At 73.9% G+C, this 22,453-nt stretch carries 19 protein-coding genes and 1 pseudogene; 9 read left to right on the plus strand and 11 right to left on the minus strand.

Annotated features, from left to right (window positions below; genetic code table 11):
* Positions 1–26 precede the first annotated feature (26 nt).
* From hutI to hutU, 4 genes are read right to left on the minus strand one after another with little or no spacing between them, the layout of a single operon-like run.
* Positions 27–1,211, minus strand: a complete 1,185-nt coding sequence (gene hutI / locus ACFU7Y_RS09870; protein WP_224278807.1) for an imidazolonepropionase — start codon at positions 1,209–1,211, stop codon at positions 27–29.
* Between the two features lie 34 nt (positions 1,212–1,245).
* Entirely contained in the window at positions 1,246–2,622 is a 1,377-nt protein-coding gene (locus tag ACFU7Y_RS09875) for a formimidoylglutamate deiminase (protein ID WP_224278805.1), read from the minus strand.
* Complete coding sequence (locus ACFU7Y_RS09880; RefSeq protein ID WP_224278835.1) at positions 2,613–3,794, minus strand: allantoate amidohydrolase; 1,182 nt, start codon at positions 3,792–3,794, stop codon at positions 2,613–2,615. The genes ACFU7Y_RS09875 and ACFU7Y_RS09880 overlap by 10 nt, the downstream gene beginning before the upstream one ends.
* Positions 3,795–3,811: 17 nt before the next feature.
* Positions 3,812–5,482: a urocanate hydratase gene (hutU, locus tag ACFU7Y_RS09885; protein WP_224278803.1), complete on the minus strand. Its 1,671-nt coding sequence runs from the start codon at positions 5,480–5,482 to the stop codon at positions 3,812–3,814.
* Positions 5,483–5,704: 222 nt separating this feature from the next.
* On the opposite strand from hutU, the gene ACFU7Y_RS09890 reads away from it, so the two are divergent.
* Entirely contained in the window at positions 5,705–6,238 is a 534-nt protein-coding gene (locus tag ACFU7Y_RS09890; protein WP_224278801.1) for a Uma2 family endonuclease, read from the plus strand.
* Between the two features lies 1 nt (position 6,239).
* On the opposite strand, the gene ACFU7Y_RS09895 is transcribed toward ACFU7Y_RS09890, so the two are convergent.
* Positions 6,240–6,560, minus strand: a complete 321-nt coding sequence (locus ACFU7Y_RS09895) for a hypothetical protein (RefSeq protein WP_224278800.1) — start codon at positions 6,558–6,560, stop codon at positions 6,240–6,242.
* Positions 6,561–6,617: 57 nt separating this feature from the next.
* Positions 6,618–7,487 carry a MurR/RpiR family transcriptional regulator gene (locus ACFU7Y_RS09900; protein WP_224278798.1) on the minus strand — a complete coding sequence of 290 codons (870 nt, stop codon included), beginning with the start codon at positions 7,485–7,487 and terminating at the stop codon, positions 6,618–6,620.
* Positions 7,488–7,755: 268 nt separating this feature from the next.
* On the opposite strand from ACFU7Y_RS09900, the gene ACFU7Y_RS09905 reads away from it, so the two are divergent.
* Positions 7,756–8,181 carry a hypothetical protein gene (locus ACFU7Y_RS09905; protein ID WP_380767244.1) on the plus strand — a complete coding sequence of 142 codons (426 nt, stop codon included), beginning with the start codon at positions 7,756–7,758 and terminating at the stop codon, positions 8,179–8,181.
* Positions 8,182–8,209: 28 nt separating this feature from the next.
* Here ACFU7Y_RS09905 and hutH read toward each other — a convergent pair whose 3' ends face one another.
* Both hutH and ACFU7Y_RS09915 read right to left on the minus strand, forming a co-directional pair.
* On the minus strand, positions 8,210–9,787 hold the full coding sequence (gene hutH, locus ACFU7Y_RS09910) for a histidine ammonia-lyase (RefSeq protein WP_380767246.1): 1,578 nt from the start codon (positions 9,785–9,787) through the stop codon (positions 8,210–8,212).
* Between the two features lie 118 nt (positions 9,788–9,905).
* A complete protein-coding gene (locus tag ACFU7Y_RS09915) occupies positions 9,906–11,072 on the minus strand; it encodes a macrolide family glycosyltransferase (protein ID WP_224284794.1) in 1,167 nt (388 codons plus the stop codon).
* 124 nt (positions 11,073–11,196) lie between these two features.
* Between ACFU7Y_RS09915 and ACFU7Y_RS09920 the strand changes: the two genes are divergently transcribed.
* On the plus strand, positions 11,197–11,820 hold the full coding sequence (locus ACFU7Y_RS09920) for a TetR/AcrR family transcriptional regulator (RefSeq protein WP_380767247.1): 624 nt from the start codon (positions 11,197–11,199) through the stop codon (positions 11,818–11,820).
* Between the two features lie 1,085 nt (positions 11,821–12,905).
* On the opposite strand, the pseudogene ACFU7Y_RS09925 reads toward ACFU7Y_RS09920, so the two are convergent.
* The 3 genes and pseudogenes from ACFU7Y_RS09925 to ACFU7Y_RS09935 all read right to left on the minus strand — a co-directional run.
* Positions 12,906–14,036 (minus strand): annotated as a pseudogene (locus tag ACFU7Y_RS09925) (diguanylate cyclase domain-containing protein); the annotation flags it as partial.
* Positions 14,037–14,397: 361 nt separating this feature from the next.
* The gene (locus ACFU7Y_RS09930) at positions 14,398–15,522 is read right to left on the minus strand and encodes an adenylate/guanylate cyclase domain-containing protein (protein WP_224282706.1); all 1,125 of its coding nucleotides are present in this window, start codon (positions 15,520–15,522) and stop codon (positions 14,398–14,400) included.
* A gap of 173 nt (positions 15,523–15,695) precedes the next feature.
* Positions 15,696–16,589 (minus strand): biotin--[acetyl-CoA-carboxylase] ligase, encoded by an 894-nt coding sequence (locus ACFU7Y_RS09935; RefSeq protein WP_380767249.1) that lies wholly within the window; start codon positions 16,587–16,589, stop codon positions 15,696–15,698.
* A 233-nt stretch (positions 16,590–16,822) separates the two neighbouring features.
* Here ACFU7Y_RS09935 and ACFU7Y_RS09940 point away from each other — a divergent pair, with 233 nt between their 5' ends.
* The 6 genes from ACFU7Y_RS09940 to ACFU7Y_RS09965 all read left to right on the plus strand — a co-directional run bounded on the left by ACFU7Y_RS09940 (position 16,823) and on the right by ACFU7Y_RS09965 (position 22,395).
* Positions 16,823–18,412 (plus strand): acyl-CoA carboxylase subunit beta, encoded by a 1,590-nt coding sequence (locus tag ACFU7Y_RS09940; RefSeq protein ID WP_224282708.1) that lies wholly within the window; start codon positions 16,823–16,825, stop codon positions 18,410–18,412.
* A 29-nt stretch (positions 18,413–18,441) separates the two neighbouring features.
* Positions 18,442–18,663: an acyl-CoA carboxylase epsilon subunit gene (locus ACFU7Y_RS09945; protein ID WP_224282709.1), complete on the plus strand. Its 222-nt coding sequence runs from the start codon at positions 18,442–18,444 to the stop codon at positions 18,661–18,663.
* 130 nt (positions 18,664–18,793) lie between these two features.
* The gene (gene mmpB, locus ACFU7Y_RS09950) at positions 18,794–18,934 is read left to right on the plus strand and encodes a morphogenic membrane protein MmpB (protein ID WP_224282710.1); all 141 of its coding nucleotides are present in this window, start codon (positions 18,794–18,796) and stop codon (positions 18,932–18,934) included.
* Positions 18,935–18,981: 47 nt separating this feature from the next.
* On the plus strand, positions 18,982–19,584 hold the full coding sequence (locus tag ACFU7Y_RS09955) for a nucleoside triphosphate pyrophosphatase (RefSeq protein ID WP_380767252.1): 603 nt from the start codon (positions 18,982–18,984) through the stop codon (positions 19,582–19,584).
* A 65-nt stretch (positions 19,585–19,649) separates the two neighbouring features.
* Complete coding sequence (locus ACFU7Y_RS09960) at positions 19,650–20,384, plus strand: hypothetical protein (RefSeq protein ID WP_380767254.1); 735 nt, start codon at positions 19,650–19,652, stop codon at positions 20,382–20,384.
* Between the two features lie 235 nt (positions 20,385–20,619).
* The gene (locus tag ACFU7Y_RS09965; protein WP_380767255.1) at positions 20,620–22,395 is read left to right on the plus strand and encodes an acetyl/propionyl/methylcrotonyl-CoA carboxylase subunit alpha; all 1,776 of its coding nucleotides are present in this window, start codon (positions 20,620–20,622) and stop codon (positions 22,393–22,395) included.
* Positions 22,396–22,453 lie beyond the last annotated feature (58 nt).

Consider the following 22,453-nt stretch of genomic DNA (forward strand, 5'->3'; position numbering starts at 1 on the left):
GACACGGGCCCTCCTCCGACGGCTCGTCAGAGCTCGCGGACGCCGGCCCGCCAGACCGCCGCCGTCAGCGGCACGCCCGGCCGGTAGGCCAGGTGGACGTGCGAGGGCGCGTCCAGCAGCAGCAGGTCCGCCCGGGCGCCGGGCACGACCACGCCGACGTCGCTGCGCCGCAGCGCCCGGGCGCCGCCCGCGGTGGCCGCCCAGACCGCCTCGTCCGGGGTCATCCCCATCTCCCGCACCGCGACCGCGATGCAGAACGCCATCGAACTCGTGAAGCTGGAGCCCGGGTTGCAGTCGGTGGACAGCGCCACCACCGCGCCCGCGTCCAGCAGCCTGCGCCCGCTCGGGTACTCGGCCCGGGTGGAGAACTCCGCCCCCGGCAGCAGGGTGGCCACCGTCGCCGAGCCGGCCAGCGCCGCCACGTCCTCGTCCGTCAGATGCGTGCAGTGGTCCGCCGAGGCGGCCCCCAGCTCGACGGCCAGCTGCACGCCGGGCCCGTACGAGAGCTGGTTGGCGTGCACCCGGGGGGTGAGGCCGCGCTCGATGCCGGCGGTCAGGACCGCCCGGGCCTGCTCCCCGTCGAAGGCGCCCTTCTCGCAGAACACGTCCACCCAACGGGCGTACGGGGCGCAGGCGTCCAGCATCTCGCCGGTGACCAGGTCGACGTACCCGGCCGGGTCCTCGGCGAACTCGGGGGCGACCACGTGGGCGCCCAGGTAGGTGGTCTCCGGGGTGTGCCCGGCGGCGATCCGCAGGGCGCGCGCCTCGTCCTCCACCGTCAGTCCGTAGCCGGACTTGCACTCGATGGTGGTGGTGCCCTGGCGCAGCGCCTCCCGGACGAACCGGGCCAAGTTGGCGTCCAGTTCGGCGTCGCTCGCCGCCCGGGTGGCCGCCACCGTGGTCCGGATGCCGCCCGCCGTGTACGACTGCCCGGACATCCGGGCGTTGAACTCGGCGGTGCGGTCGCCCGCGAACACCAGGTGGGCGTGCGAGTCGACGAAACCGGGCAGCAGGGCCCGGCCCTCGGCGTCGAAGCGCTCGTCCGCCGCCGGGGCGCCGGCCGCCGGGCCGACCCAGGCGACGGTGTCGCCCTCGACCACCACGGCCGCGTCGGTCACCAGGCCGAGCGGCCCGGCGCCCTGCCCGAGGTCGTTGGTGACCAGGCTGCCGATGCCCGTGATCAAGGTGGTCCTGGTGTTCCTGGTGGTCACGACAAGGCCTTCCGAAGGGGGTTCAGGGAACAGGTCAGCAGTCCAGCGCACCGATCGCGGAGCGCAGCGCGCCCGGCACGTCGGCCACCAGCCGGTGCACGCCGTCCCGGACGACGTGCCGGCCGCCGACCACCACGTGCCGCACGTCCGCCGCCGAGGCCGCGAAGACCGCGATCTCGGCGCCGAGCCGGGGCGGCGGGCCCGCCGTGCGGACGGTGTCCAGCGCGATGACGGTGAAGTCGGCGAGCGCCCCGGCCTCGACCCGTCCGGCCTCCGGCCAGCCGAGCGAGGCGTGCCCGTCCTCGGTGCCGGCCCGCAGCAGGGCGCCCGCCGTCCAGTGGCCGCGGGTGCGGGTGCGCAGCCGTTCGTCCAGCTCCAGCGCGCGGGCTTCCTCGAACGGGTCGATCACCGCGTGGCTGTCGCTGCCCAGGGTGATCGGGGAGCCCGCCGAGGCGAGCCGGCGGGCCGGGCCGATGCCGTCCGCGAGGTCCCGCTCGGTGGTGGGGCACATGCAGACCGTGGTGGAGGAGTCGGTGAGCAGCCGGACGTCCTCGTCGGTCAGGTGGGTGGCGTGCACGGCCGAGGTGCGCGGGCCGAGCGCGCCGCGGTCGGCGAGCAGCCGGGTCGGGGTGACGCCGTGCGCGGCCAGGCAGGCGTCGTTCTCGGCGGTCTGCTCGGACAGGTGGACGTGCAGCGGCGCCTCGCGCATCGCCGCCCAGTGCGCGACGGTGCCCAGCTGCTCGGCCGGGACGGCCCGCACCGAGTGGATGGCGGCGCCGATCCGGGCGTGCTCGCGCGGCTTGAGCGCGTCCGCCCGCTCGGCCCAGGCCTCCGCGTCGCCGTCGCTGAACCGCTGCTGCGGCGCGGTCGGCTCGGCGCCGAAGCCGGAGGACAGGTAGCAGGTGTCCAGCAGGGTGATCCGGATGCCGGCCCGGGCGGCGGCCTCGATCAGCGCCTCGCCCATCGCGTTCGGATCGGCGTACCGGGCGCCGCCGGGCGCGTGGTGCAGGTAGTGGAACTCGCCGACGGCGGTGATGCCGGCCAGCGCCATCTCGGCGTAGACGGCGGTGGCGAGCTCCAGGTAGCGGTCCGGGTCCAGCGCGCCGGCGAACCGGTACATGGTGTCGCGCCAGGTCCAGAAGGTCCCGGAGCCTACCTGGACGTGCCCGCGCAGTGCCCGGTGGAAGGCGTGCGAGTGGGCGTTGGCCTGGCCGGGCAGCAGCAGCCCGTCGAGCCGGACGGCGCCGGGCGGGCAGGGGCCGCTGTCCGGGGTGACGGCGGCGATCGTCCCGCCGGGGCCGGTGGTGATCAGCACGTCCTGCTCGACCGCCGGCCCGTCGTCGTGCGGCAGCCAGGCGTACTGCGCCCAGTAGCGCACCGGCCCGGCCCCTTCGGATGGGGTCACTGACACGCCAGGTCCTCCAGTACGTCGGCGAGGGCGGCGACCCCGGCCAGGCAGTCGGCCTCCTCGGCGTACTCGGCCGGGGAGTGCGAGACGCCGGTGGGGTTGCGCACGAACAGCATGGCGGTCGGGATCGCGGACGCCAGGATGCCGGCGTCGTGTCCCGCGCCGGTGGGCAGCACCGGGGCGTCCAGCAGCTTGGCCAGCCGGTCGCGCAGCGGGCCGTCGAAGTCCACCACCGGGGTGTAGGACTCGCGGGTCAGCTCGACCCGGACGCCGTCGCGCTCGCCGCGCTCGGCGGCGGCCCGCTCGATCTCGGCGACCAGTGCGGTGAGGGTGCGCTCGTCCGCCGCCCGGGAGTCCAGCCAGCCGCGCACCAGCGAGGCGATCGCGTTGGTGCCGTTGGGCTCGACCGCGACCTTGCCGAAGGTGGCCAGCGCGCCCGCCTGCTTCGCCTTCTTGCGGGCGGCAAGCACGGTGTTGGCGTAGGTCAGCATCGGGTCGCGGCGGTCCTCGATCCGGGTGGTGCCGGCGTGGTTGGCCTCGCCGTGGAAGTCGAACCGCCAGCGGCCGTGCGGCCAGATCGCCCCGGCCACGCCGACCGGCTGCCCCTCGGCGAGGCAGCGGCCCTGCTCGACGTGGAGTTCGACGAAGGCGCCGATCCGGGCCAGCCGGTCGTCGTCCGCGCCGATCGCGGTCGGGTCGTAGCCGGCCCGCTCCATCGCGTCGGGCAGCCGGACGCCGTCGGCGTCGCGCAGGTCGTACGCCTGCTCCGGGGACAGCACCCCGGCGGTCAGCCGGGAGCCGATGCAGGCCACGCCGAACCGGGCGCCCTCCTCGTCACCGAAGTTGACGATCGCCAGGGGCTTGCTGAACTCGGCGCCGCGGGCGCGGAGTTCGTCCAGCGCGGCGAAGGAGGACACCACGCCGAGCGGGCCGTCGAAGGCACCGCCGTCCGGGACGGAGTCCAGGTGCGAGCCGGTCACCACGGCCCCGGCGGCCTGCGGATCGCCCAGCCAGGCCCACTGGTTGCCGTTGCGGTCCAGCTCGTACGCCAGGCCGCGGCTGCGGGCCTGCTGCTCGAACCAGGCCCGGCACTCGGCGTCGGCGGAGTTCCAGGCGAAGCGGCGGTAGCCGCCGGAGGAGGCGGAGCGGCCCACCGGGAGCAGCTCCGCCCACATCTCTTGGAAGGACGAGGTCACAGCTCGCCCATCGGAACGCGGACGCCACGCTCGGCGGCGACCTCGGTGGCCCGGTCGTACCCGGCGTCCACGTGCCGGATGACGCCCATGCCCGGGTCGTTGGTGAGCACCCGGCGGATCTTCTCCCCGGCCAGCGCGGTGCCGTCGGCGACGGTGACCTGGCCGGCGTGGATCGAGCGGCCGATGCCGACCCCGCCGCCGTGGTGGATGGAGACCCAGGAGGCGCCGGAGGCGACGTTGACCATGGCGTTGAGCAGCGGCCAGTCGGCGATCGCGTCGGAGCCGTCCAGCATCGCCTCGGTCTCCCGGTACGGGGAGGCGACCGAGCCGCAGTCCAGGTGGTCGCGGCCGATCACGATCGGGGCGGACAGCTCACCGGAGGCGACCATGTCGTTGAAGCGCTCGCCGGCCTTGTCGCGCTCGCCGTAGCCGAGCCAGCAGATGCGCGCCGGCAGGCCCTGGAAGTGCACCTTCTCCTGGGCCATCTTGATCCAGCGGGCCAGCGACTCGTTCTCCGGGAAGAGGTCGAGGACGGCCTTGTCGGTCTTGTGGATGTCCTGCGGGTCACCGGACAGCGCCGCCCAGCGGAACGGGCCCTTGCCCTCGCAGAACAGCGGGCGGATGTACGCCGGGACGAAGCCGGGGAAGGCGAAGGCGCGGTCGTAGCCGGCCAGTTGTGCTTCGCCGCGGATCGAGTTGCCGTAGTCGAAGACCTCGGCGCCGCGGTCCAGGAAGCCGACCATCGCCTCGACGTGCCGGGCCATCGACTCGCGCGAGCGCTGGGTGAACTCGGCGGGCTTGGCGGCCGCGTAGTCCGCCATGTCCTCGAAGGCGACGCCGACCGGCAGGTAGCTGAGCGGGTCGTGGGCGCTGGTCTGGTCGGTGACGATGTCGATCGGCGCGTCCATCGCGAGCAGCTGCGGGACCAGCTCGGCGGCGTTGCCCAGCACGCCGATGGAGAGCGGCTGCCGCTTGTCGCGGGCGGCGGTGGCCAGCTCCAGCGCGTGGGAGAGGTCCTTGGCCTCGACGTCCAGGTAGCGGTGCTCGATCCGGCGGGAGATGCGGGACGGGTCGCAGTCGATGCAGATCGCCACGCCGCCGTTCATGGTGACGGCCAGCGGCTGGGCGCCGCCCATCCCGCCGAGGCCGGCGGTGAGGGTGATGGTGCCCTCCAGCGTGCCGTTGAAGCGCTTGTTGGCGACGGCGGCGAAGGTCTCGTAGGTGCCCTGGAGGATGCCCTGGGTGCCGATGTAGATCCACGAGCCGGCGGTCATCTGCCCGTACATGGTGAGCCCGAGGCTCTCCAGCCGGCGGAACTCCTCCCAGTTGGCCCAGTCGCCGACCAGGTTGGAGTTGGCGATCAGCACGCGCGGCGCCCACTCGTGGGTCTGCATCACGCCGACCGGCCGGCCGGACTGGACCAGCATGGTCTCGTCCTGCTTCAGCCCCTGCAGCGTCTTCACCATGGCGTCGAAGGACCGCCAGTCCCGCGCCGCCTTGCCCGTACCGCCGTACACCACCAGCTTCGACGGGTGCTCGGCCACCTCCGGATCGAGGTTGTTCATCAGCATCCGCAGGGCGGCCTCCTGCTGCCACCCCTGCGCCGTGAGCCCCGTCCCACGCGCCGCGCGCACCTCGCGCGGCCCGCTCGCCTGCTGCTGCACCATAGTCCCGGCCTCCCTGCGGATGGATTCATTCAAGCTCGGTTCGGCTGAATATAACTAAACAAGAGAGTTTCGACCAGCCCCCGGAACAATCCGATCAGCCACGGCACCGGCCGACTTGGCGCGCCAGCCTGAACCAGGGCGAACACCAGCCACTCGGCCCAGCGCCAGGGAGCGGCGGACACGATGACGGCCATCACCGTGCGGCCCGGCAGACTCCGGGATGTGGCAGAGAAGATCGAGCGGAGCACGGGACTTCGTGTCCAGATCACCGGAGGAACCCTGATGATGTCCCCGACGCCGCGCGGCAAGCGCACAGGGACCGTGCGACGGCCGCGCATCCAGTTGGACCCCCGGCTGCCGGCCGATCTCGGCGCCTACGAGGTGTCGTCCATCCACACGCCGGGCAACGACGAGGACTACGCCACGCCCGACCTGATCGTCCTCCCCGTCGACCGGGAGAACGACGACCGGCGGCTCGCCGACCCGCACGAGGCGGCCCTCGCCGTCGAGATGATCTCCAATTCGGAGGGTCTGAAGGCGGTCGCCACCAAGACCGACTGGTACGCGAGCACCGGCGCCCCGGTCCTGCTCGCGCTCGACCCGCGCAACGGCACCTGGACGCTCCACACCCACCCCCACGACGGCGCGTACCAGGGCGTCCTGCACGGCAAGTACGGCGAGCCTGTCCCGCTGCCCTCGCCACTGCCCGCCGAGCTGGACACCTCCGGTCTTCCGCTGTACGCGCCGCGCGGCTGAGTCAGGCCGCCGCACCGCCGTCCCAGTCGATGCCGATCTCGGCGAGCCAGCGGCGGTCGTCGGCGTCGGGGGCGGGCGGGGACGGCGGGCGGGGGATGTTCTGGACGGGGCCGAGGCCGTACTTCTCGGCGGCCTCAACGGCGCGGGCGTCGGGTTCGATGACGCCGACGTGGACGGCCGACTCGTCGCCCGGGTCGAGGACGGTCAGTTCGGGTTCGGGCAGGCGCCGCAGGGTGACGCGGCGTCCGCAGGCGGGGCAGGACCATTCGTCGGCGCCCGAGGAAAGCCGGGCGACGAACTTCATCTCGTGGATCACGCGCATGGGTGACACCCCCTGTAGGAGGGGATGCCCGGGTTGGTGACGGCTACTCCCCCGCCGTCATTCCAAGAACAGCCCACGTGCCGCCGCGGACTGCTCGATCGCCTCCAACCGGGCCTCCGCGCCCGGGAGTTCGTCGCACATGGACTGCAGCAGCACCCGGCCGAGCATCATCGGCGCGCACGCGGTGTCGAAGACCAGCCCGGTGCCGACGGCCGCCGGCAGCATCAGGTCGGACAGCTTGGCGACCGGCGCGAAGGCGCTGTCGGCCACGGTGAGCACCGTCAGCCCGCACTCGCGGGCCACCGTCAGCGCATCCATCAGCTCCCGCGGATAGCGCGGCAGCGCGAAGCAGAGCAGCGCGCTGGCCCCGGCCGCCCGGGCCTGCTCCAGCCGGTCGGCGAGCATGCTGCCGCCCTCGTCCAGCAGCCGGATGTCCGGGTGCACCTTGGCCGCGAAGTAGGCGAAGCCGCGTGCCTGCGCCGAGGCGGCCCGCAGGCCGAGCACCGGCAGCGGGCGGGAGGCGGCGAGCAGCCGGGCGGCCCGGGTGATCGGCTCCGGGTCGGCGAGGAGTTCGGCGAGGTGGCGCAGGTGCGCGATCTCGGCGAGCACGGCCTGCTGGTGCTCGTTGCGCACCGCGTCGTCCGGGGTCTCCGGCGCGGCCTGCTCGCCGCCGCCGAGTTCGCGCAGCTGCTTGCGCAGCGCCGGGTAGCCGTCGTACCCGAGCGCGACCGCGAAGCGGGTGACGGACGGCTGGCTGACGCCCGCGAGTTCGGCGACCTCCACGCTGGACAGGAACGGCGCCTCGGTGGCGTGCCGCACCAGCGAGTGCGCGATCCGGCGCTGGGTCGGCGTCAGCCGGTGCCCCTCGAACAGTTGGAGCAGCCGGGCGGAGGGGCCGACGCTGCCGGTCTCGTCGGTGGCGGTCATCAGCGGTACCTCCGGGTGCGAGCGGTTCGGACGACGACTGTGCAGCAGCGCGCCGCACCTGGCAAAGACGTCTCGTACGACGGGACGCCGGGTGAGACGCCCCACGGATCGGACGGATCGGGACGGGTTCGGACGGGCTCCGACGGCCGGTGGACCGCCGGTGGACGCCCGCGCCGGGGTCGGGGTAACCCTGATTTGTCCCTGAGCCCGCCCGGATTCCTCCTGCGAACGGATGGACCGGACGCCCCGGCGGCCCCACCCTGGTTCCATGGACACTCGTCAGGACGAACTGCGCCGCGACCTCGACGCCACCCTCCAGGCCCGCAAGGAGCTCGGCAAGGAGTACGAGGACGCACTCGTCGACTCCTTCATGAAGCGGCTCGACGACCGCCTGGACGCCCGGGTCAAGCGGTCGGTGGCCGAGCGGATGGACGACTACGAGCCGCGGTCCCACCACCGGGACCACCCGCGCCGCTCGGGCTTCGGCAAGCGCTCCAGCACCGGGCTCGCGGTGACCTCGCTGGTCCTCGGCATCCCGCTGACGGCGATCGCGGGAAGCCCGGACAGCGGCGGCTTCGCCGGCCTGGTGGTCTGCTGGGCGGGCATCGTCGGGGTCAACCTCGCCGCCGCCCTGGGCGAGCTGCGCAACCGCGGGAACCGCGGCGAGCGCTCGCCGCGGAGCGACTGGGACTGAGCCCCCGCCACCCCGCGGCGGCACCGGCTCAGGCCAGCGGGCCGGTGACCCGCTCGACCGCCCGCACCAGCTCGCCGGAGGCGACCAGCTCCGCGGCCGCCTCCAGGTCCGGCGAGAGGAAGCGGTCGCGGCCTGCGCCGCCGACCCCCGCCTCCCGGGCGGCGGCCAGCGCGGCCGCGGTGGCCGGGGCGAGCCCGCCGACCCCGTCGGCCTGCTGACGGATCTCCAGCGCGCGGGCGGACGCGGTGAGTTCGACGGCGAGGATGCGGCCGAGGTTGGCCACCGCCTGGCGCAGCTTGCGCGCGGCCGACCAGCCCATCGACACGTGGTCCTCCTGCATCGCGGAGGACGGGATCGAGTCGACCGAGGCCGGGACGGCGAGCCGCTTGTTCTCGCTGACCAGCGCCGCCTGGGTGTACTGGGCGATCATCAGACCGGAGTCCACGCCCGGGTCGTCGGCCAGGAAGGCCGGCAGGCCGTGCGAGCGGGCCTTGTCGAGCAGCCGGTCGGTGCGGCGCTCGGAGATCGAGCCGAGGTCGGCGGCGGCGATGGCGAGGAAGTCCAGCACGTACGCGACCGGGGCGCCGTGGAAGTTGCCGTTGGACTCCACCCGGCCGTCCGGCAGCACCACCGGGTTGTCGACCGAGGCGGCCAGCTCGCGCGAGGCGACCAGCTGGGCGTGCGCGAGGGTGTCCCGGCCGGCGCCGGCCACCTGCGGGGCGCAGCGGATCGAGTACGCGTCCTGGACCCGTGGGGCGTCGTCCTGGTGGTGGCCGGTGAGGCCGGAGCCCTTGAGGACGGCGAGCATGTTGGCGGCGCTCAGCGCCTGGCCCGGGTGCGGGCGGATCGGGGCGTGCAGCTCGGGGGCGAGCACCTTGTCGGTGCCGAGCAGCGCCTCCAGGCTCATCGCGGCGGTGATGTCGGCGGTGGTGAACAGCCGCTGGAGGTCGGCGATGGCCATCACCAGCATGCCGAGCATGCCGTCGGTGCCGTTGATGAGGGCGAGGCCCTCCTTCTCCAGCAGCTCGACCGGCTCGATCCCGGCGGCGGCGAGCAGCTCGGCGGCGGGCTTCTCCACGCCGTCCGGGCCGGTGGCGGTGCCCTCGCCCATCAGGACCAGCGCGCAGTGCGACAGCGGCGCGAGGTCGCCGGAGCAGCCGAGCGAGCCGAACTCCCGCACCACCGGGGTGATGCCCGCGTTGAGCAGGGCGGCCATGGTCTGCGCGACCAGCGGCCGGACGCCGGTGCGGCCGGAGGCCAGCGTCTTCATCCGCAGGAACATCAGCGCGCGGACCACCTCGCGCTCGACGACCGGCCCCATGCCGGCGGCGTGCGAGCGCACCAGCGACCGCTGCAGCTGGGCGCGCAGCTCGGGGCTGATGTGGCGCACGGCGAGCGCGCCGAAGCCGGTCGACACGCCGTAGACGGGGCGCGGCTCGGCCGCGAGGGCGTCGATCCGCGCACGGGCGGCCGCCATCTCGGCCTGGGCGTCGGGACCGATCTCGACCCGGGCGTTGCCCCGGGCGACGGCCAGGACGTCCTCGGCGCTGACGTCGGCCTTGCCGACCAGGACCAGCGGAGCGTCGGGGGCCACAGCACTGTGCATATCCATATACACCATCACATCAGGTGAATGAAGATATGACAACAGGTGCTCGCCATCCGGATTCTCCGTCCTCCGGATCGGCGCCGCACACCGCGACCCCCGGCCGCCCCTCCGCCCGTCACCCCACCAGCTCGGCCTCGATCAGGGCCACCGCCCGGGCAGTGCCCCCCTCGGCCCGCCCGGCGGCGGACAACCCGCGCAGCCGCTCGGCCACCGCCGGGTCGCCGACCAGCTCCAGCAGGGCGGCGCGCAGCGCCTCCGCGGTGGCCTGCTCGGTGTCCAGCCGGCGGGCGACGCCGAGGCCCACCAGCGCGTCCGCGTTGGCGAACTGGTCGGCGGCCTGCGGCACCGCGATCATCGGCACGGCATGGAACAGCCCCTCGCTGGAGCCGCCCATGCCCGCGTGGGTGACGAAGGCGTCCGCCTGGGAGAGCACCGACAGCTGCGGCACCCACCGGTGCACCTCGACGCTGTCCGGCACCTCGCCGAGCTCGGCCGGGTCGGTGTGCTTGCCGATCTGGAGCACGGTGTGCCAGCCCGGCAGCTCGCCGAAGGCCTGGACGCAGGCCCGGTAGAACGCCGGATGGTGGGTGAACGCCGAGCCGAGCGACACCAGCAGCACCTTCTCGGCGCCGGCCGGCCGCTGCCACCGGCCCTGGTGGGCCCGATCGCCGAAGCAGGGCCCGACGAAGGTGAAGCGCCGGTCGTCGACCCGGTCGGCGTTGGGCTGGAGCGCGCGCGGGACGAGCGCGACGCACCGGTCGGGGCGGCCCTTGAAGGCCTCCACGTCGCGCTCCACCGCGCCGGCCTCGGCCAGCCAGTCGGCGAACCGGCGGTAGTGCTCGGGGCCGCCGGGGCCGTTGCGGGTGGCCTCGAAGACCGCGGCCAGGTCCTCCTCGATGCCCTCCCAGCCGACGAAGGTGGAGGACAGCTGCACCACCGGCACGCCCAGCCGTTCGCCGAGCGCCCGTCCGGCGAAGCCCGCGATGTCGTAGAGCACCAGGTCGGGGCGGTCGTCCTCGAAGACCTCCAGCATGGCGGACCACATCGACAGGGTGTCGTCCAGGAAGACGTCCTGGATCGCCACCGGGTCCTCCGGCCAACCATCCGGGTCGTCGGCGAGCGGAAGCTTCGTCGGGTACGGGACGAAGGCCGCGCCGGTGGACTCGACGATCTCCCGGAAGGAGGGGTCGTTGACGTAGCTGACCCGGTGGCCCCGGGCGACCAGCTCGGTGATCACGGCGAGGCTGGGGTTGACGTGCCCGTGGGCCGGGACGGAGACCATCAGGATGTGTGCGGGGCGGTTCACGGGCACCTCCGGGGATAGCGACTGAGACGAGACGGGCCGTCTCGCGGCGTCTTGAGAAGACAATACGTCTCGTCTCGCCGTTTCGCATAGAATTTTTTCCATGGCTTCCAGAACCGCCCCCGACCCCGCCCGCCGCAGCGAGCGCGCACGCGCCGCCGTCCTCACCGCGGCCACCGAACTCGTCGCCGAAGTCGGCTACGGCAAGCTGACCATCGAGGCGATCGCCGCCCGGGCCGGCGTCGGCAAGCAGACCATCTACCGGTGGTGGCCCTCGAAGGGCGCCGTCGTCTTCGACGCCTTCCTCGCCGCCGGCGAGCACGACGGCGGCCTCGCGCTGCCCGACACCGGTGACCTCGCCACCGACCTGCGCGCCGTCCTGCGCCCCACCAGCGACGAACTCAGCGACCCCGGCACCGACCGCACCTACCGGGCGCTCGTCGCCGAGATCCTCAACGACCCGGCGCTGCACGCCGAGTACCGCACCCGCCTGCTGGACCCGCTGCTGGAGATCACCCGCGACCGCCTCCGCGGCGCCCGCGAGGCCGGCCAGATCGCCCCCGACGCCGACCTCGACCTGGCCGTCGAACTCGTCTACGGCCCGCTCTACTACCGCTGGCAGTACCGGCTCGGCCCGCTCACCCACGAGCACGCCGACCGCCTGGTCGACGCCGCCCTCCGGGCACTCAACCCGCCCACCGGCGTCAGCGGCGGCCCCGGCGCCTGAACCAGAACACGGCCACCACCGCGATCAGCACACAGAGCAGCAGCACGACGGCGAACCAGGTGAACAGCCCGCCGAACCCGCCGTGGGAGCCGTGCCGGGCCCTGCGCTTCTTCGACCCGGACAGCGCGGACTCCGTGACCCGGTGCACCCCGGCGGCGGTCCGCAGCTGAGGCGTCCGCTCGGACACCGTCCGCACCGCCCCGGCCGTCCGCACCAGCGGCGCCGCCGACGCGGGGGCGGCGCCCGCCACCGCGCCCCCGAGCAGCAGCACCCCGGCCACCGCCGCACCCGTCAACCGTCTGCCCACGCCGAACCCCCCGCCCTCCCGAAGACCGTCGCCCCACCTTCCACCACCCCGCCCGCACCAGGCACCCCCCGGTCGGCAACCGCGACCCACCCGGGACACCCCGGTCACCGAATCCGCACACGGCGCGGGCGGCCGGGCCGATCCGTCCGCCCCGGCCGCCCGGACACCGGACGCAAAGGCCGCCACCGCCCACCGGCGGCGAGGCCGGCCCCGCCAGGGCGACCGCGACCAGGGCGCGCATGGCGCAGGCCGCCTGGCCCAGCGGCAGGGTGGCGTCGTCGGCGAAGAGCTCCACCAGCCAGCCGCCGGCCGGGTTCTGGCCGCCGGCGGCGACCATGCCCCGGTAGCCGGAGACGACGAGCATCGCCTCCTCCGCCGGGTCGTTGCCGGCCGCACCCGCCCGCAGGGCGAAGGCACCGCCGCGGACGGCGCGGCGGGTCATCGGGTAGTGCCGGAGGTCGAAGACCGCGTCAGGGGCCTCGATCTGGGCCCGCTGGGTTTCCGCGCGGGCGCTGCTGGGACCGCTGGTCATCCGGTAGACGGCGTGCTGGGCGGTGCGCATCAGGTGGGAGCCGGGCGGGACGTACGAGACCCACCAGCCGACGGCGTCCAGCAGCCGGGCGGAGGACTCGGCCACCACGACCAGCTTGCCCAGGGTGTCCGCCGGGTGGACGGCCCGGGCCCCGGCGGTCCGGTCCAGCGAGGCGAGCACGGCGGTGAGCAGCTGCCCCGGGTCGGCGCTGTGGGCGGCGCCGCGGAAGCGCCGCCGGTCGCCCACACCGGCCCGGCCGTTCGGCCCGCGCCGCCCGTCCGCCCGGTGGTGCGGGTCGGCGGCGTCGGCGAGCAGCACCGTGGGGTCGGGCGAGAAGCCGGGGCCGTGGCTGCGCCCGGCGACCACGGGGTGGGCCGCCCGGGCCGCCTTGGCCCGGTACTGGGCGGCGTCGGCGAGCCGGAACAACCGGTCGGGGGTGGTGACCGGCCCGATCGAGTCCCCGGTGGAGGCGACGCCGCAGGCCACGCCCTCGCCCTCGGAGAGCGCGAGGGCCCGGGCACACAGCTCCTCGGCGACGGCGACCACCTCGTCGGCCTTCTGGCCCTCCACCAGCAGGCAGAACTCGTCGCCGCCGAGCCGGGCGGCGAGGCTGCCGGGGAGCTTGGCGGCGGCCAGCGAGAGCTGGTGGGCGAAGCGCTCCAGCAGCCGGTCGCCCATCTCGTGGCCGAGCTGGTCGTTGACCCGCTTCAGCCCGTTGACGTCGCAGACCACCAGCGAGACCACGGTGTCGTCCCGGTTGTGGGCCTCCAGCGAGCTCTCCAGCCGGGCGTCGACGGCGCGCCGGTTGGCCAGGCCGGTGAGCGGGTCGGAGAAGGCGAGCTTGCGCAGGTCGGCGAGGCGCTCGGTCTGCGCGAGCCCGGCCGAGACCTGGGCGGCGAGCAGGGTCGCGTAGTCGGCGTCGGCCTCGGTGAACTCGGGCATCCCGGCCGACCGGGCGAGGTACAGCTCGCCCCAGGCCTGGCCATGCAGCACGATCGGCGCGACCACGCAGCAGGCCCGCCCGCGCCGGCGCAGCGCCGCAGCGCGCTCCTGGCAGTACGCGCCGGCGGTCGGGTGTACGTGCCCGGCGTGCGGCTCGCTGTTCTCGGCGCTCTGCAGCCAGGCACGCGGCAGCCGCCCGGTGCTCCAGCGCTCCTCCAGGTACGTGACGATCTCGGGGAAGTCGGCGACCGGGTACGACTCGTCCTCGGGCAGCTCCTCCTCACCCGGGGCGAGTTCGCCGTGGTTGACCAGGACCCGCAGCCGACCGGACTCGCGCTCCCAGACCGAGACGGCGGCCATGGTGGCGCCGAGCGCCTCGGTGGCCCGGGCGGCGGCGGCCCGGACGGCCTCCAGCGGGGTGATCGCGGCGGCCATGTCCTGGGCCAGCTCGACCACGGACTGCAGTCTCAGGTCGGGCAGCGGGTCGGGATGCCGCCGGCCGCCGCAGTCGCAGTCGCGGTCCGTCATGATCGCCTCACTGCTCACCGGCTCGCCTCGCTCCCGTGCTCGGTCCTGCCAGACCCCCGTCGGCCGGCCGCACCCGACCGGCCGCTTGCACCAAGACTATGGCGGTTTCATTCGGTTATGCCCCGTTTGCCCGGATGGACCCACAGCAGACCGTACGGGTTTCAACCGTTCGGCACCCGGAAGGTCGTACTCGCCGTGCGCAAGCGCGCCCCGCACCCCCACCGCACGCGGTCTTCCTCCACGGCGTGTCCTCCCGGCGTGCCCGCCGCTACTCGGCCGTCAGCCGCCGGGTGAGCAGCCACGGCTCGACCAGGCCGAGCCCCCGCACCGGCCGCCGCCACATCGGCTGCAGGTGGAACCTGGCCCCGGCCTCCGGGCCGGGCATCGGCAGCCCGGAGGCGGGCATCCCGGCCGCGACCGACAGCGCCTCGGCCAGGCCCGGCCCCTCCGAGTCGGCCGGGGCGACGCTGCCGTTCTGCTCCAGCGCGGCGGCGAACTCGCCGTCGATCAGCACCGCGTCCTTGGGCGCGATCGAGGTGAGCCGGCTGGCCAGGTTGACGGTGGTGCCGAAGACGTCGCCCATCCGTGAGGTGACCGTGCCGAAGGCCATGCCGACCCGCAGCGGCGGGATGGTGTCGTCCCCGGCCAGCGCCTCGATCAGGCTCAGCGCGATCTCGGCGGCGGTCGCCGGGTCCTCGGAGACGTAGAGGATCTCGTCGCCGAGCGTCTTGATCACCCGGCCGCCCTGGCCGGCGATCAGGTCCGAGCAGGTGTTCTCGAAGGTCTCGACCAGCTCGCCGAGCTCCTCCTCCTCCAGCCGCCGGGACAGCCGGGTGAAACCAACCAGGTCGGCGAAGCCGACGGCGAGCCGCCCGCTGGTGATCTCGTTGTCCTCGGCGGCCTGCACCACCCGGCCGGTGACGGCCGCCAGCTGGCGCCGCCAGACGTACACCAGGAACTGCTCCAGCTCCGGCAGCAGCAGCTCGACCAGCGGGTACGCGACGTCGGCGCGGGTCAGCCCGGGCTCGACGGACTGGGTGAGGTTCTCCAGGAAGGTGTCCATCTGCCAGCCGGCCAGCCGGGCCGTGGTCTGGCCGGTGGAGCGGGCCACCTGGATCGCCATCGACTCGCTGAGCAGCCCGGACTCGACCAGTCCGGCCAGGCGCCGCAGCGCGATCACGTCGCCGTCGGTGAGCGCCCGGGACTGGCCGATGTCGGGAAAGCCCATGGCCCGCCAGAACCGGGTGGCCAGCTCCATCGGGACGTCGGCGGCGCGCGCGGCCTGGTACGGGGTGTAGCGGCGCGGCGCGTCCAGGATCAGGCGTTCCAGTTCGAGCGCGACCGTGGGGTCGTTGCTGCCCGCCGTCGCGCCGCTGCTGCCGTCCTCTGCCACCGGTCCGTCCCCGTGCGATCGCCGCACTCGCCTCGTGTCCTACCTGTCCGGGCGCGCCGTCCGCCACCCGGGCGGGCAGTGGCGCGCCTCACACCGCTGCCAGGTGGAATGTTCGCACGGAATCGTCGGATCCGGGGCATCAGCCCGGGTCAAGGGGAGGTGAAGACTGCCGTTCAGCGGGGCTCGGGGCGCACGTGGACGACGTCCCCGGCACCGACCGCCCGGCGTACGCCGTCGGGCGTACGGACCACCAGCCGCCCGTCGCCGTCCACCGCCACCGCCTCGCCGGCCAGCTCGCGGTCGCCCGGCAGGTGCACCTTCACCTGGCGGCCGAGCGTGGTGCAGCGGTCCACGTAGGCGCGCATCAGGTCGCTGGCGTGCGGGTCGCCCGCGGCGGCCGTCCACTCCCGGTACAGCACCGCGAACTCGCGCAGCAGGGCGCGCAGCAGGGTGCCCCGGTCGGTGGTCGAGGCGCCGGCCAGCGCGAGCGAGGCGGCGGTGGGGACGGGCAGCTCCTCCGCGCGCAGCGAGACGTTGAGGCCCATGCCGACCACCACCGCGCCGCCGGCCAGCTCGGTGAGGATGCCGCCGAGCTTGCGCTCCGCGCCGTCGATCTCCGTCTGGAGGTCGTTGGGCCACTTCAGCCCCACCTCGACCCCGGCGACCCGGCCGAGCGTGCTGGCCGCGGCCACCCCGACCAGGATCGGCAGCCAGCCGTACCGCTCGACCGGCACCTCCTCGGGGCGCAGCAGGACGGACAGGAACAGCCCGGAGCGGGGCGGGGCGGTCCACTGCCGGTCCAGCCGGCCGCGGGCGGCGCTCTGCGCCTCGGCCACCAGCACCGCGCCCTGCCCGGCACCCGCCGCGGCCCGGGCCGCGAGGTCGCTGTTGGTGGAGCCGGTCTCGGCGACGACGTCCAGGGAGGTCCACAGCCCGCCCGGGACGAGCAGGTCGTGGCGCAGCGCCTCCTCGTCCAGCGGCGGACGGTCCAGGTCGGTCCAGGGCGACGGTCCGGCGTGGCCGAAGCCGCGCAGTCCGCTGCGGCGGGGGGTCTCGGGTGCGGTCATGGGAAAACACTAGATCGGGTACCGGATGCAGGCCGCCCCATCGTCCCGCAGAAAGGCCGCCGACAAAACTGTGTCGATGGCCATAACGCCAGGACATGACGCATCGCCCTCTGCGCTGGCTACGCTACCCAGCGGTAGTTCGTAGCGCCGCCCTGCCCTCATGCGCGGGCCCACCCACCCGGCCCCGCGCGCACTCGAACAGGTCGCGGCCATGGATCAGGGAGAGCCACCGGATGACCGAGGCGCCGTACGACCCCCACACCACCGCCGGCAAGCTCGCCGACCTGCGGCGAAGGCTGGACGAGGCGGTGCACTCCGGCTCCGCGAAGGCCGTGGAGAAGCAGCACGCCAAGGGCAAGCTGACCGCCCGCGAGCGGGTCGTGGAACTGCTGGACGAGGACTCCTTCGTGGAGTTCGACGAGTTCGCCCGGCACCGCTCGACCAACTTCGGCCAGGAGAAGAACCGGCCGTACGGCGACGGCGTGGTGACCGGCTACGGCACCGTGGACGGCCGCCAGGTCGCCGTGTTCGCCCAGGACTTCACCGTCTTCGGCGGCTCGCTCGGCGAGGTCTTCGGCGAGAAGATCGTCAAGGTGATGGACTTCGCGCTGAAGACCGGCTGCCCGGTCATCGGCATCAACGACTCCGGCGGCGCCCGGATCCAGGAGGGCGTGGTCTCGCTCGGCCTGTACGGCGAGATCTTCCGGCGCAACGTGCACGCCTCCGGCGTCATCCCGCAGATCTCGCTGATCATGGGCCCCTGCGCGGGCGGCGCGGTGTACTCCCCCGCGATCACCGACTTCGTGGTGATGGCCGACCGGACCTCGCACATGTTCATCACCGGCCCGGACGTGATCAAGACCGTCACCGGCGAGGACGTCGCGATGGAGGAGCTGGGCGGCGCGCGCACCCACAACACCAAGTCGGGCAACGCGCACTACCTGGCCGCGGACGAGAAGGAGGCGATCGAGTACGTCAAGAGCCTGCTCTCGTACCTGCCCTCCAACAACCTGAGCGACCCGCCGTCCTACCCCGAGCAGGCCGACCTCACGGTCACCGAGGAGGACCTCGAACTCGACACCATCGTGCCGGACTCGGCGAACCAGCCGTACGACATGCGCGAGGTGATCGAGCACATCGTCGACGACGGCGAGTTCCTGGAGACCCAGCCGCTGTACGCGGGCAACATCATCACCGGCTTCGGCCGGGTCGAGGGCCAGTCCGTCGGCATCGTCGGCAGCCAGCCGATGGACCTGGCCGGCTGCCTGGACATCAACGCCAGCGAGAAGGCCGCCCGCTTCATCCGCACCTGCGACTCCTTCAACGTCCCGGTGCTGACCTTCGTGGACGTGCCCGGCTTCCTGCCCGGCACCGAGCAGGAGTGGGACGGCATCATCCGGCGCGGCGCCAAGCTGATCTACGCCTACGCCGAGGCCACCGTCCCGCTGATCACCGTGATCACCCGCAAGGCCTTCGGCGGCGCGTACGACGTCATGGGCTCCAAGCACCTGGGCGCCGACCTCAACCTGGCCTGGCCGACCGCGCAGATCGCCGTGATGGGCGCGCAGGGCGCGGTCAACATCCTGCACCGCCGGGAGATCGCCGAGGCCGAGGCGGCCGGCACCGTCGACGAGAAGCGGGCCGAGCTGATCGCCTCGTACGAGGACACCCTGCTGAACCCGTACTTGGCGGCCGAACGCGGCTACGTGGACGCGGTGATCGCACCGAGCGAGACCCGCCGGCACATCGTCCGCGGCCTGCGGGCGCTGCGCGGCAAGCGCGAGGTGCTGCCGCCGAAGAAGCACGGCAACATCCCCCTGTAGGCCCCGTCCCTGTCGGGAGAGAACCAGCCATGTCCCCGATCCACGTGCTGCACGGGCAGCCGACCCCCGAGGAGCTGGCCACCGTCCTGGCGGTGGTCCAGGCCCGGGCCGCCGCCGCGCAGGCCGCCGCCGAGGCGGCGCGTCTGGCCGGTGTCGGCCCGGCCTCCCCCTGGAACGACCGCGCCCGCCTGCTCCGCCCCGCCGTCCACCCGGGCGTGAACGCCTGGCGGACCTCGGGCTGGGCGCACTGAAGTCCCCTGCGTGGAGCGGGAGGTCGGCCCGCCGGCGTCCCGCTCCACGCGGCTTTCTCCGCCCGCTTTGCCCGAAACCTGAGTACGGATACTCAGGCGCCCGCACCCCCTCCCGGCGCACTCTGGACGGGTGCTCTGGTCAGACCCCCGCGACGAGCCCTCGCCCGAGGCCCGTCGGATGCAGGAGCGGATGCAGCGGGCCGGCAAGGTGCTCGCCGCCCTGGTGCTGGTCGGCGCCGTGCTGATGATGCTCGCCCGCTCGTTCACCTGACCCGTTCACCCGAACGGCGGACACCTGCACCCCCTACGCTGGTGGGCATGACCGACCAGCGCACCCTCGTCCTCGCCTCCGCCTCCCCCGCCCGCCTCGGGCTGCTGCGCCAGGCGGGGCTCGACCCGCGCGTGGTGGTCAGCGGCGTCGACGAGGACGCGATCACCGCCGCCACCCCCGCCGAGCTCGCGCTCGTGCTGGCCGAGGCCAAGGCGAAGGCCGTCGCCGCCGAACTCGCCGACGGCGAGCTGGTGATCGGCTGCGACTCCGTCCTGGAGCTGGACGGCCAGGCCCTCGGCAAGCCCGCCGACGCCGCCGAGGCGCTGGCCCGCTGGCAGTCGATGCGCGGGCGCGCCGGCGTGCTGCGCACCGGCCACTGCGTGATCGACACCACGACCGGCCGGCAGTCCTCGGCCACCGCCTCCACCACCGTCCGCTTCGGCACCCCGGACGACGCGGAGATCGCCGCGTACGTCGCCTCCGGCGAACCGCTGCACGTGGCCGGGGCGTTCACCCTGGACGGCCGCTCGGCGCCGTTCGTCGACGGCATCGACGGCGACCCGGGCAACGTCATCGGCCTCTCCCTGCCGCTGCTGCGCCGGCTGCTCGCCGACCTGGACCTGCGCATCACGGATCTGTGGACCGACTGACCTGCCGCGCCCCGCAGCCGTGCCCCTAAGCTGACCGGCGTTCGAACGGGGAGGGGACGCGGCAGATGACCGACAGCGTGCTCAACGTGGTACTGGGCCTGGTGGCCAGCGCGATCAGCGCAGGCCTCGGCTGGCTGGCCCAGATGCTGCGGCGGCGCCGCAGGGTCGAGCGGGTGCGGGCGTTCTTCGGGCTGCCGAACGGCAGCGAGTGCCTGATCGTGGTGCCGCGCAGCATCGGAACGGGCTCGCACGCGCACACCGTGACCCGGCGCGACGCCTACGCGCTGATGTGGCTGGCCGGGCTGGTCGAGGAGTGCGGGGCGCGGCCCGAACTGGTCGCCCACGACGCCGCGCACCGCGGTCTGGGCGCCAAGACCGAGCTGTGCCTGGGCGGTCCGGTCAGCAACGAGCGGATGGCCGCGCACCTGGCCTGGGGCCTGCCGGGCGTGCTCGTCACCTCGGGACCGGACCCGGGCAGCAACGTGATCGTGGTGGGCGAGCGCGACTACACCGCCGACCACGACCAGGCGCACACCCTGCTGGCCCGGATCGCCACCCCGGACGGCGGCCGCCCGGTGTTCCTGGTCTCCGGTCAGACCGGCACCGCCAACCAGGCCGGGGTGCGCTACCTGGTCGCGCACCACCGCGATCTCGCCCGGAAGTACGGGCAGGACGGCACCTTCGCGCTCGTCCTGCGGGTGGTCAACCCGGAGGCGTACGGGCCGGACATGGTCGAGGTGGCGGCCGACGTGACGGCCGACGCGCTGCGGCGGCCCGGTGCCCGCTCCGGCGCCGTTTGAGCGGTCCGCGCGACACTGTGGCCCATGCCACCTCCCGCCACGCCGCCGGCCGGTCACCCGCCGTGGCCCCTCCCGATCCGGGCGGACCGGCACCGACCTGCGGCGTCGTCCGGGGAGCCGCCCGGCGGGCCGCGAAAGTCATCACCGAGCGTGTGGGATAGTTCACAACCGGGGGCTACTCGCCGGTACTGCCCGGGAATCCATAAACTCAACGAGGTTCAAGAAGGGAGCCACAGTGCGCAAGGTGCTCATCGCCAACCGCGGGGAAATCGCCGTCCGCGTCGCCCGGGCCTGCTCGGACGCCGGTATCGCCAGCGTCGCCGTCTACGCCGAGCCGGACCGGGATGCGCTGCACGTCCGCGCGGCCGACGAGGCTTACGCGCTGGGCGGTGACACCCCCGCTACCAGCTACCTGGACATCACCAAGGTCCTCAAGGCGGCCGCCGACTCCGGCGCCGACGCCGTCCACCCCGGCTACGGGTTCCTGTCGGAGAACGCCGACTTCGCCCAGGCCGTCCTCGACGCGGGTCTGATCTGGATCGGCCCGCCGCCGCAGGCCATCCGCGACCTCGGCGACAAGGTGACCGCCCGGCACGTCGCCCAGCGGGCCGGTGCCCCGCTGGTGGCCGGCACCCCGGACCCGGTCTCGGGTGCCGACGAGGTCGTCACGTTCGCCCAGGAGCACGGCCTGCCGGTCGCCATCAAGGCGGCCTTCGGCGGTGGCGGCCGCGGCCTCAAGGTCGCCCGCACGCTGGAGGAGATCCCCGAGCTGTACGAGTCCGCGGTGCGCGAGGCCGTCGCCGCCTTCGGCCGCGGCGAGTGCTTCGTCGAGCGCTACCTGGACAACCCGCGGCACGTGGAGACCCAGTGCCTGGCCGACAAGCACGGCAACGTGGTGGTCGTCTCCACCCGTGACTGCTCGCTCCAGCGCCGCCACCAGAAGCTCGTCGAGGAGGCGCCCGCGCCGTTCCTGACCGCCGAGCAGAACGCCGAGCTGTACCGGGCGTCCAAGGCCATCCTGAAGGAGGCCGGCTACGAGGGCGCCGGGACCTGCGAGTTCCTGGTCGCGCTGGACGGCACGATCTCCTTCCTGGAGGTCAACACCCGTCTCCAGGTGGAGCACCCGGTCACCGAGGAGGTCACCGGCCTCGACCTGGTCCGCGAGATGTTCCGGATCGCCGACGGCGAGGAGCTCGGCTACGGCGACCCCGAGGTGCGCGGCCACTCCTTCGAGTTCCGCATCAACGGCGAGGACCCGGGCCGCAACTTCCTGCCCGCGCCCGGCACCGTGACGCTGTTCGCCCCGCCGTCCGGCCCGGGCGTGCGCCTGGACTCCGGCGTGGAGACCGGCTCGGTCATCGGCCCGGCCTGGGACTCGCTGCTGGCCAAGCTGGTCGTCACCGGCCGCGACCGCAAGCAGGCCCTGGAGCGGGCCCGCCGTGCACTGAACGAGTTCAAGGTGGAGGGTATGGCCACCGCCATCCCGTTCCACCAGGCGGTCGTCACCGACCCGGCGTTCGCGCCCGAGGTGCACGGCAGCGACGAGCCGTTCAAGGTCTTCACCCGGTGGATCGAGACCGAGTTCGACAACACCATCCCGCCGTTCGCCGGCGCGGCCGGTGACGGCGAGGAGGCCGAGACCCGGGAGACCGTGGTGGTCGAGGTCGGCGGCAAGCGGATCGAGGTCTCGCTGCCGTCCTCGCTGGGCGTCTCGACGGCCCCGGCGGCCGGTGCGACGGGTGCCGCCAAGGCCAAGCGCCGGGTGGGCGCCAAGAAGGCCGGCTCGGCCGTCAGCGGTGACACCCTGGCCTCGCCGATGCAGGGCACCATCGTCAAGGTCGCCGTGGAGGAGGGCCAGGTCGTCGCCGAGGGCGAGCTGATCGTGGTCCTGGAGGCGATGAAGATGGAGCAGCCGCTGAACGCCCACAAGGCGGGCACCGTCTCCGGCCTCAAGGCCGAGGTGGGCGCGAGCGTCAGCAGCGGCGCCGCGCTCTGCGAGATCAAGGACTGACGCCGCCCCCTGGGACGGGCCTCGCCCCTCGGACCGGTCCGTACGCCCTTCGGGGGTG

This window comes from Kitasatospora sp. NPDC057542, assembly GCF_042801945.1.
Taxonomy (GTDB): Bacteria; Actinomycetota; Actinomycetes; order Streptomycetales; family Streptomycetaceae; genus Kitasatospora.

Excerpts from the sequence above, each read along its gene's own strand:
- ACFU7Y_RS09960 (WP_380767254.1), top strand. The coding sequence starts at position 19,650 with ATGACCGACAGCGTGCTCAACGTGGTACTGGGCCTGGTGGCCAGCGCG.
- ACFU7Y_RS09900 (WP_224278798.1), bottom strand. The coding sequence starts at position 7,487 with ATGACCGCCACCGACGAGACCGGCAGCGTCGGCCCCTCCGCCCGGCTG.
- ACFU7Y_RS09945 (WP_224282709.1), top strand. The coding sequence starts at position 18,442 with ATGTCCCCGATCCACGTGCTGCACGGGCAGCCGACCCCCGAGGAGCTG.
- ACFU7Y_RS09915 (WP_224284794.1), bottom strand. The coding sequence starts at position 11,072 with ATGGTCTCCGTCCCGGCCCACGGGCACGTCAACCCCAGCCTCGCCGTG.
- ACFU7Y_RS09905 (WP_380767244.1), top strand. The coding sequence starts at position 7,756 with ATGGACACTCGTCAGGACGAACTGCGCCGCGACCTCGACGCCACCCTC.
- ACFU7Y_RS09920 (WP_380767247.1), top strand. The coding sequence starts at position 11,197 with ATGGCTTCCAGAACCGCCCCCGACCCCGCCCGCCGCAGCGAGCGCGCA.
- ACFU7Y_RS09880 (WP_224278835.1), bottom strand. The coding sequence starts at position 3,794 with ATGTGGGCGGAGCTGCTCCCGGTGGGCCGCTCCGCCTCCTCCGGCGGC.
- hutH (WP_380767246.1), bottom strand. The coding sequence starts at position 9,787 with ATGCACAGTGCTGTGGCCCCCGACGCTCCGCTGGTCCTGGTCGGCAAG.
- ACFU7Y_RS09895 (WP_224278800.1), bottom strand. The coding sequence starts at position 6,560 with ATGCGCGTGATCCACGAGATGAAGTTCGTCGCCCGGCTTTCCTCGGGC.
- ACFU7Y_RS09955 (WP_380767252.1), top strand. The coding sequence starts at position 18,982 with ATGACCGACCAGCGCACCCTCGTCCTCGCCTCCGCCTCCCCCGCCCGC.
- ACFU7Y_RS09940 (WP_224282708.1), top strand. The coding sequence starts at position 16,823 with ATGACCGAGGCGCCGTACGACCCCCACACCACCGCCGGCAAGCTCGCC.
- ACFU7Y_RS09935 (WP_380767249.1), bottom strand. The coding sequence starts at position 16,589 with ATGACCGCACCCGAGACCCCCCGCCGCAGCGGACTGCGCGGCTTCGGC.
- hutU (WP_224278803.1), bottom strand. The coding sequence starts at position 5,482 with ATGGTGCAGCAGCAGGCGAGCGGGCCGCGCGAGGTGCGCGCGGCGCGT.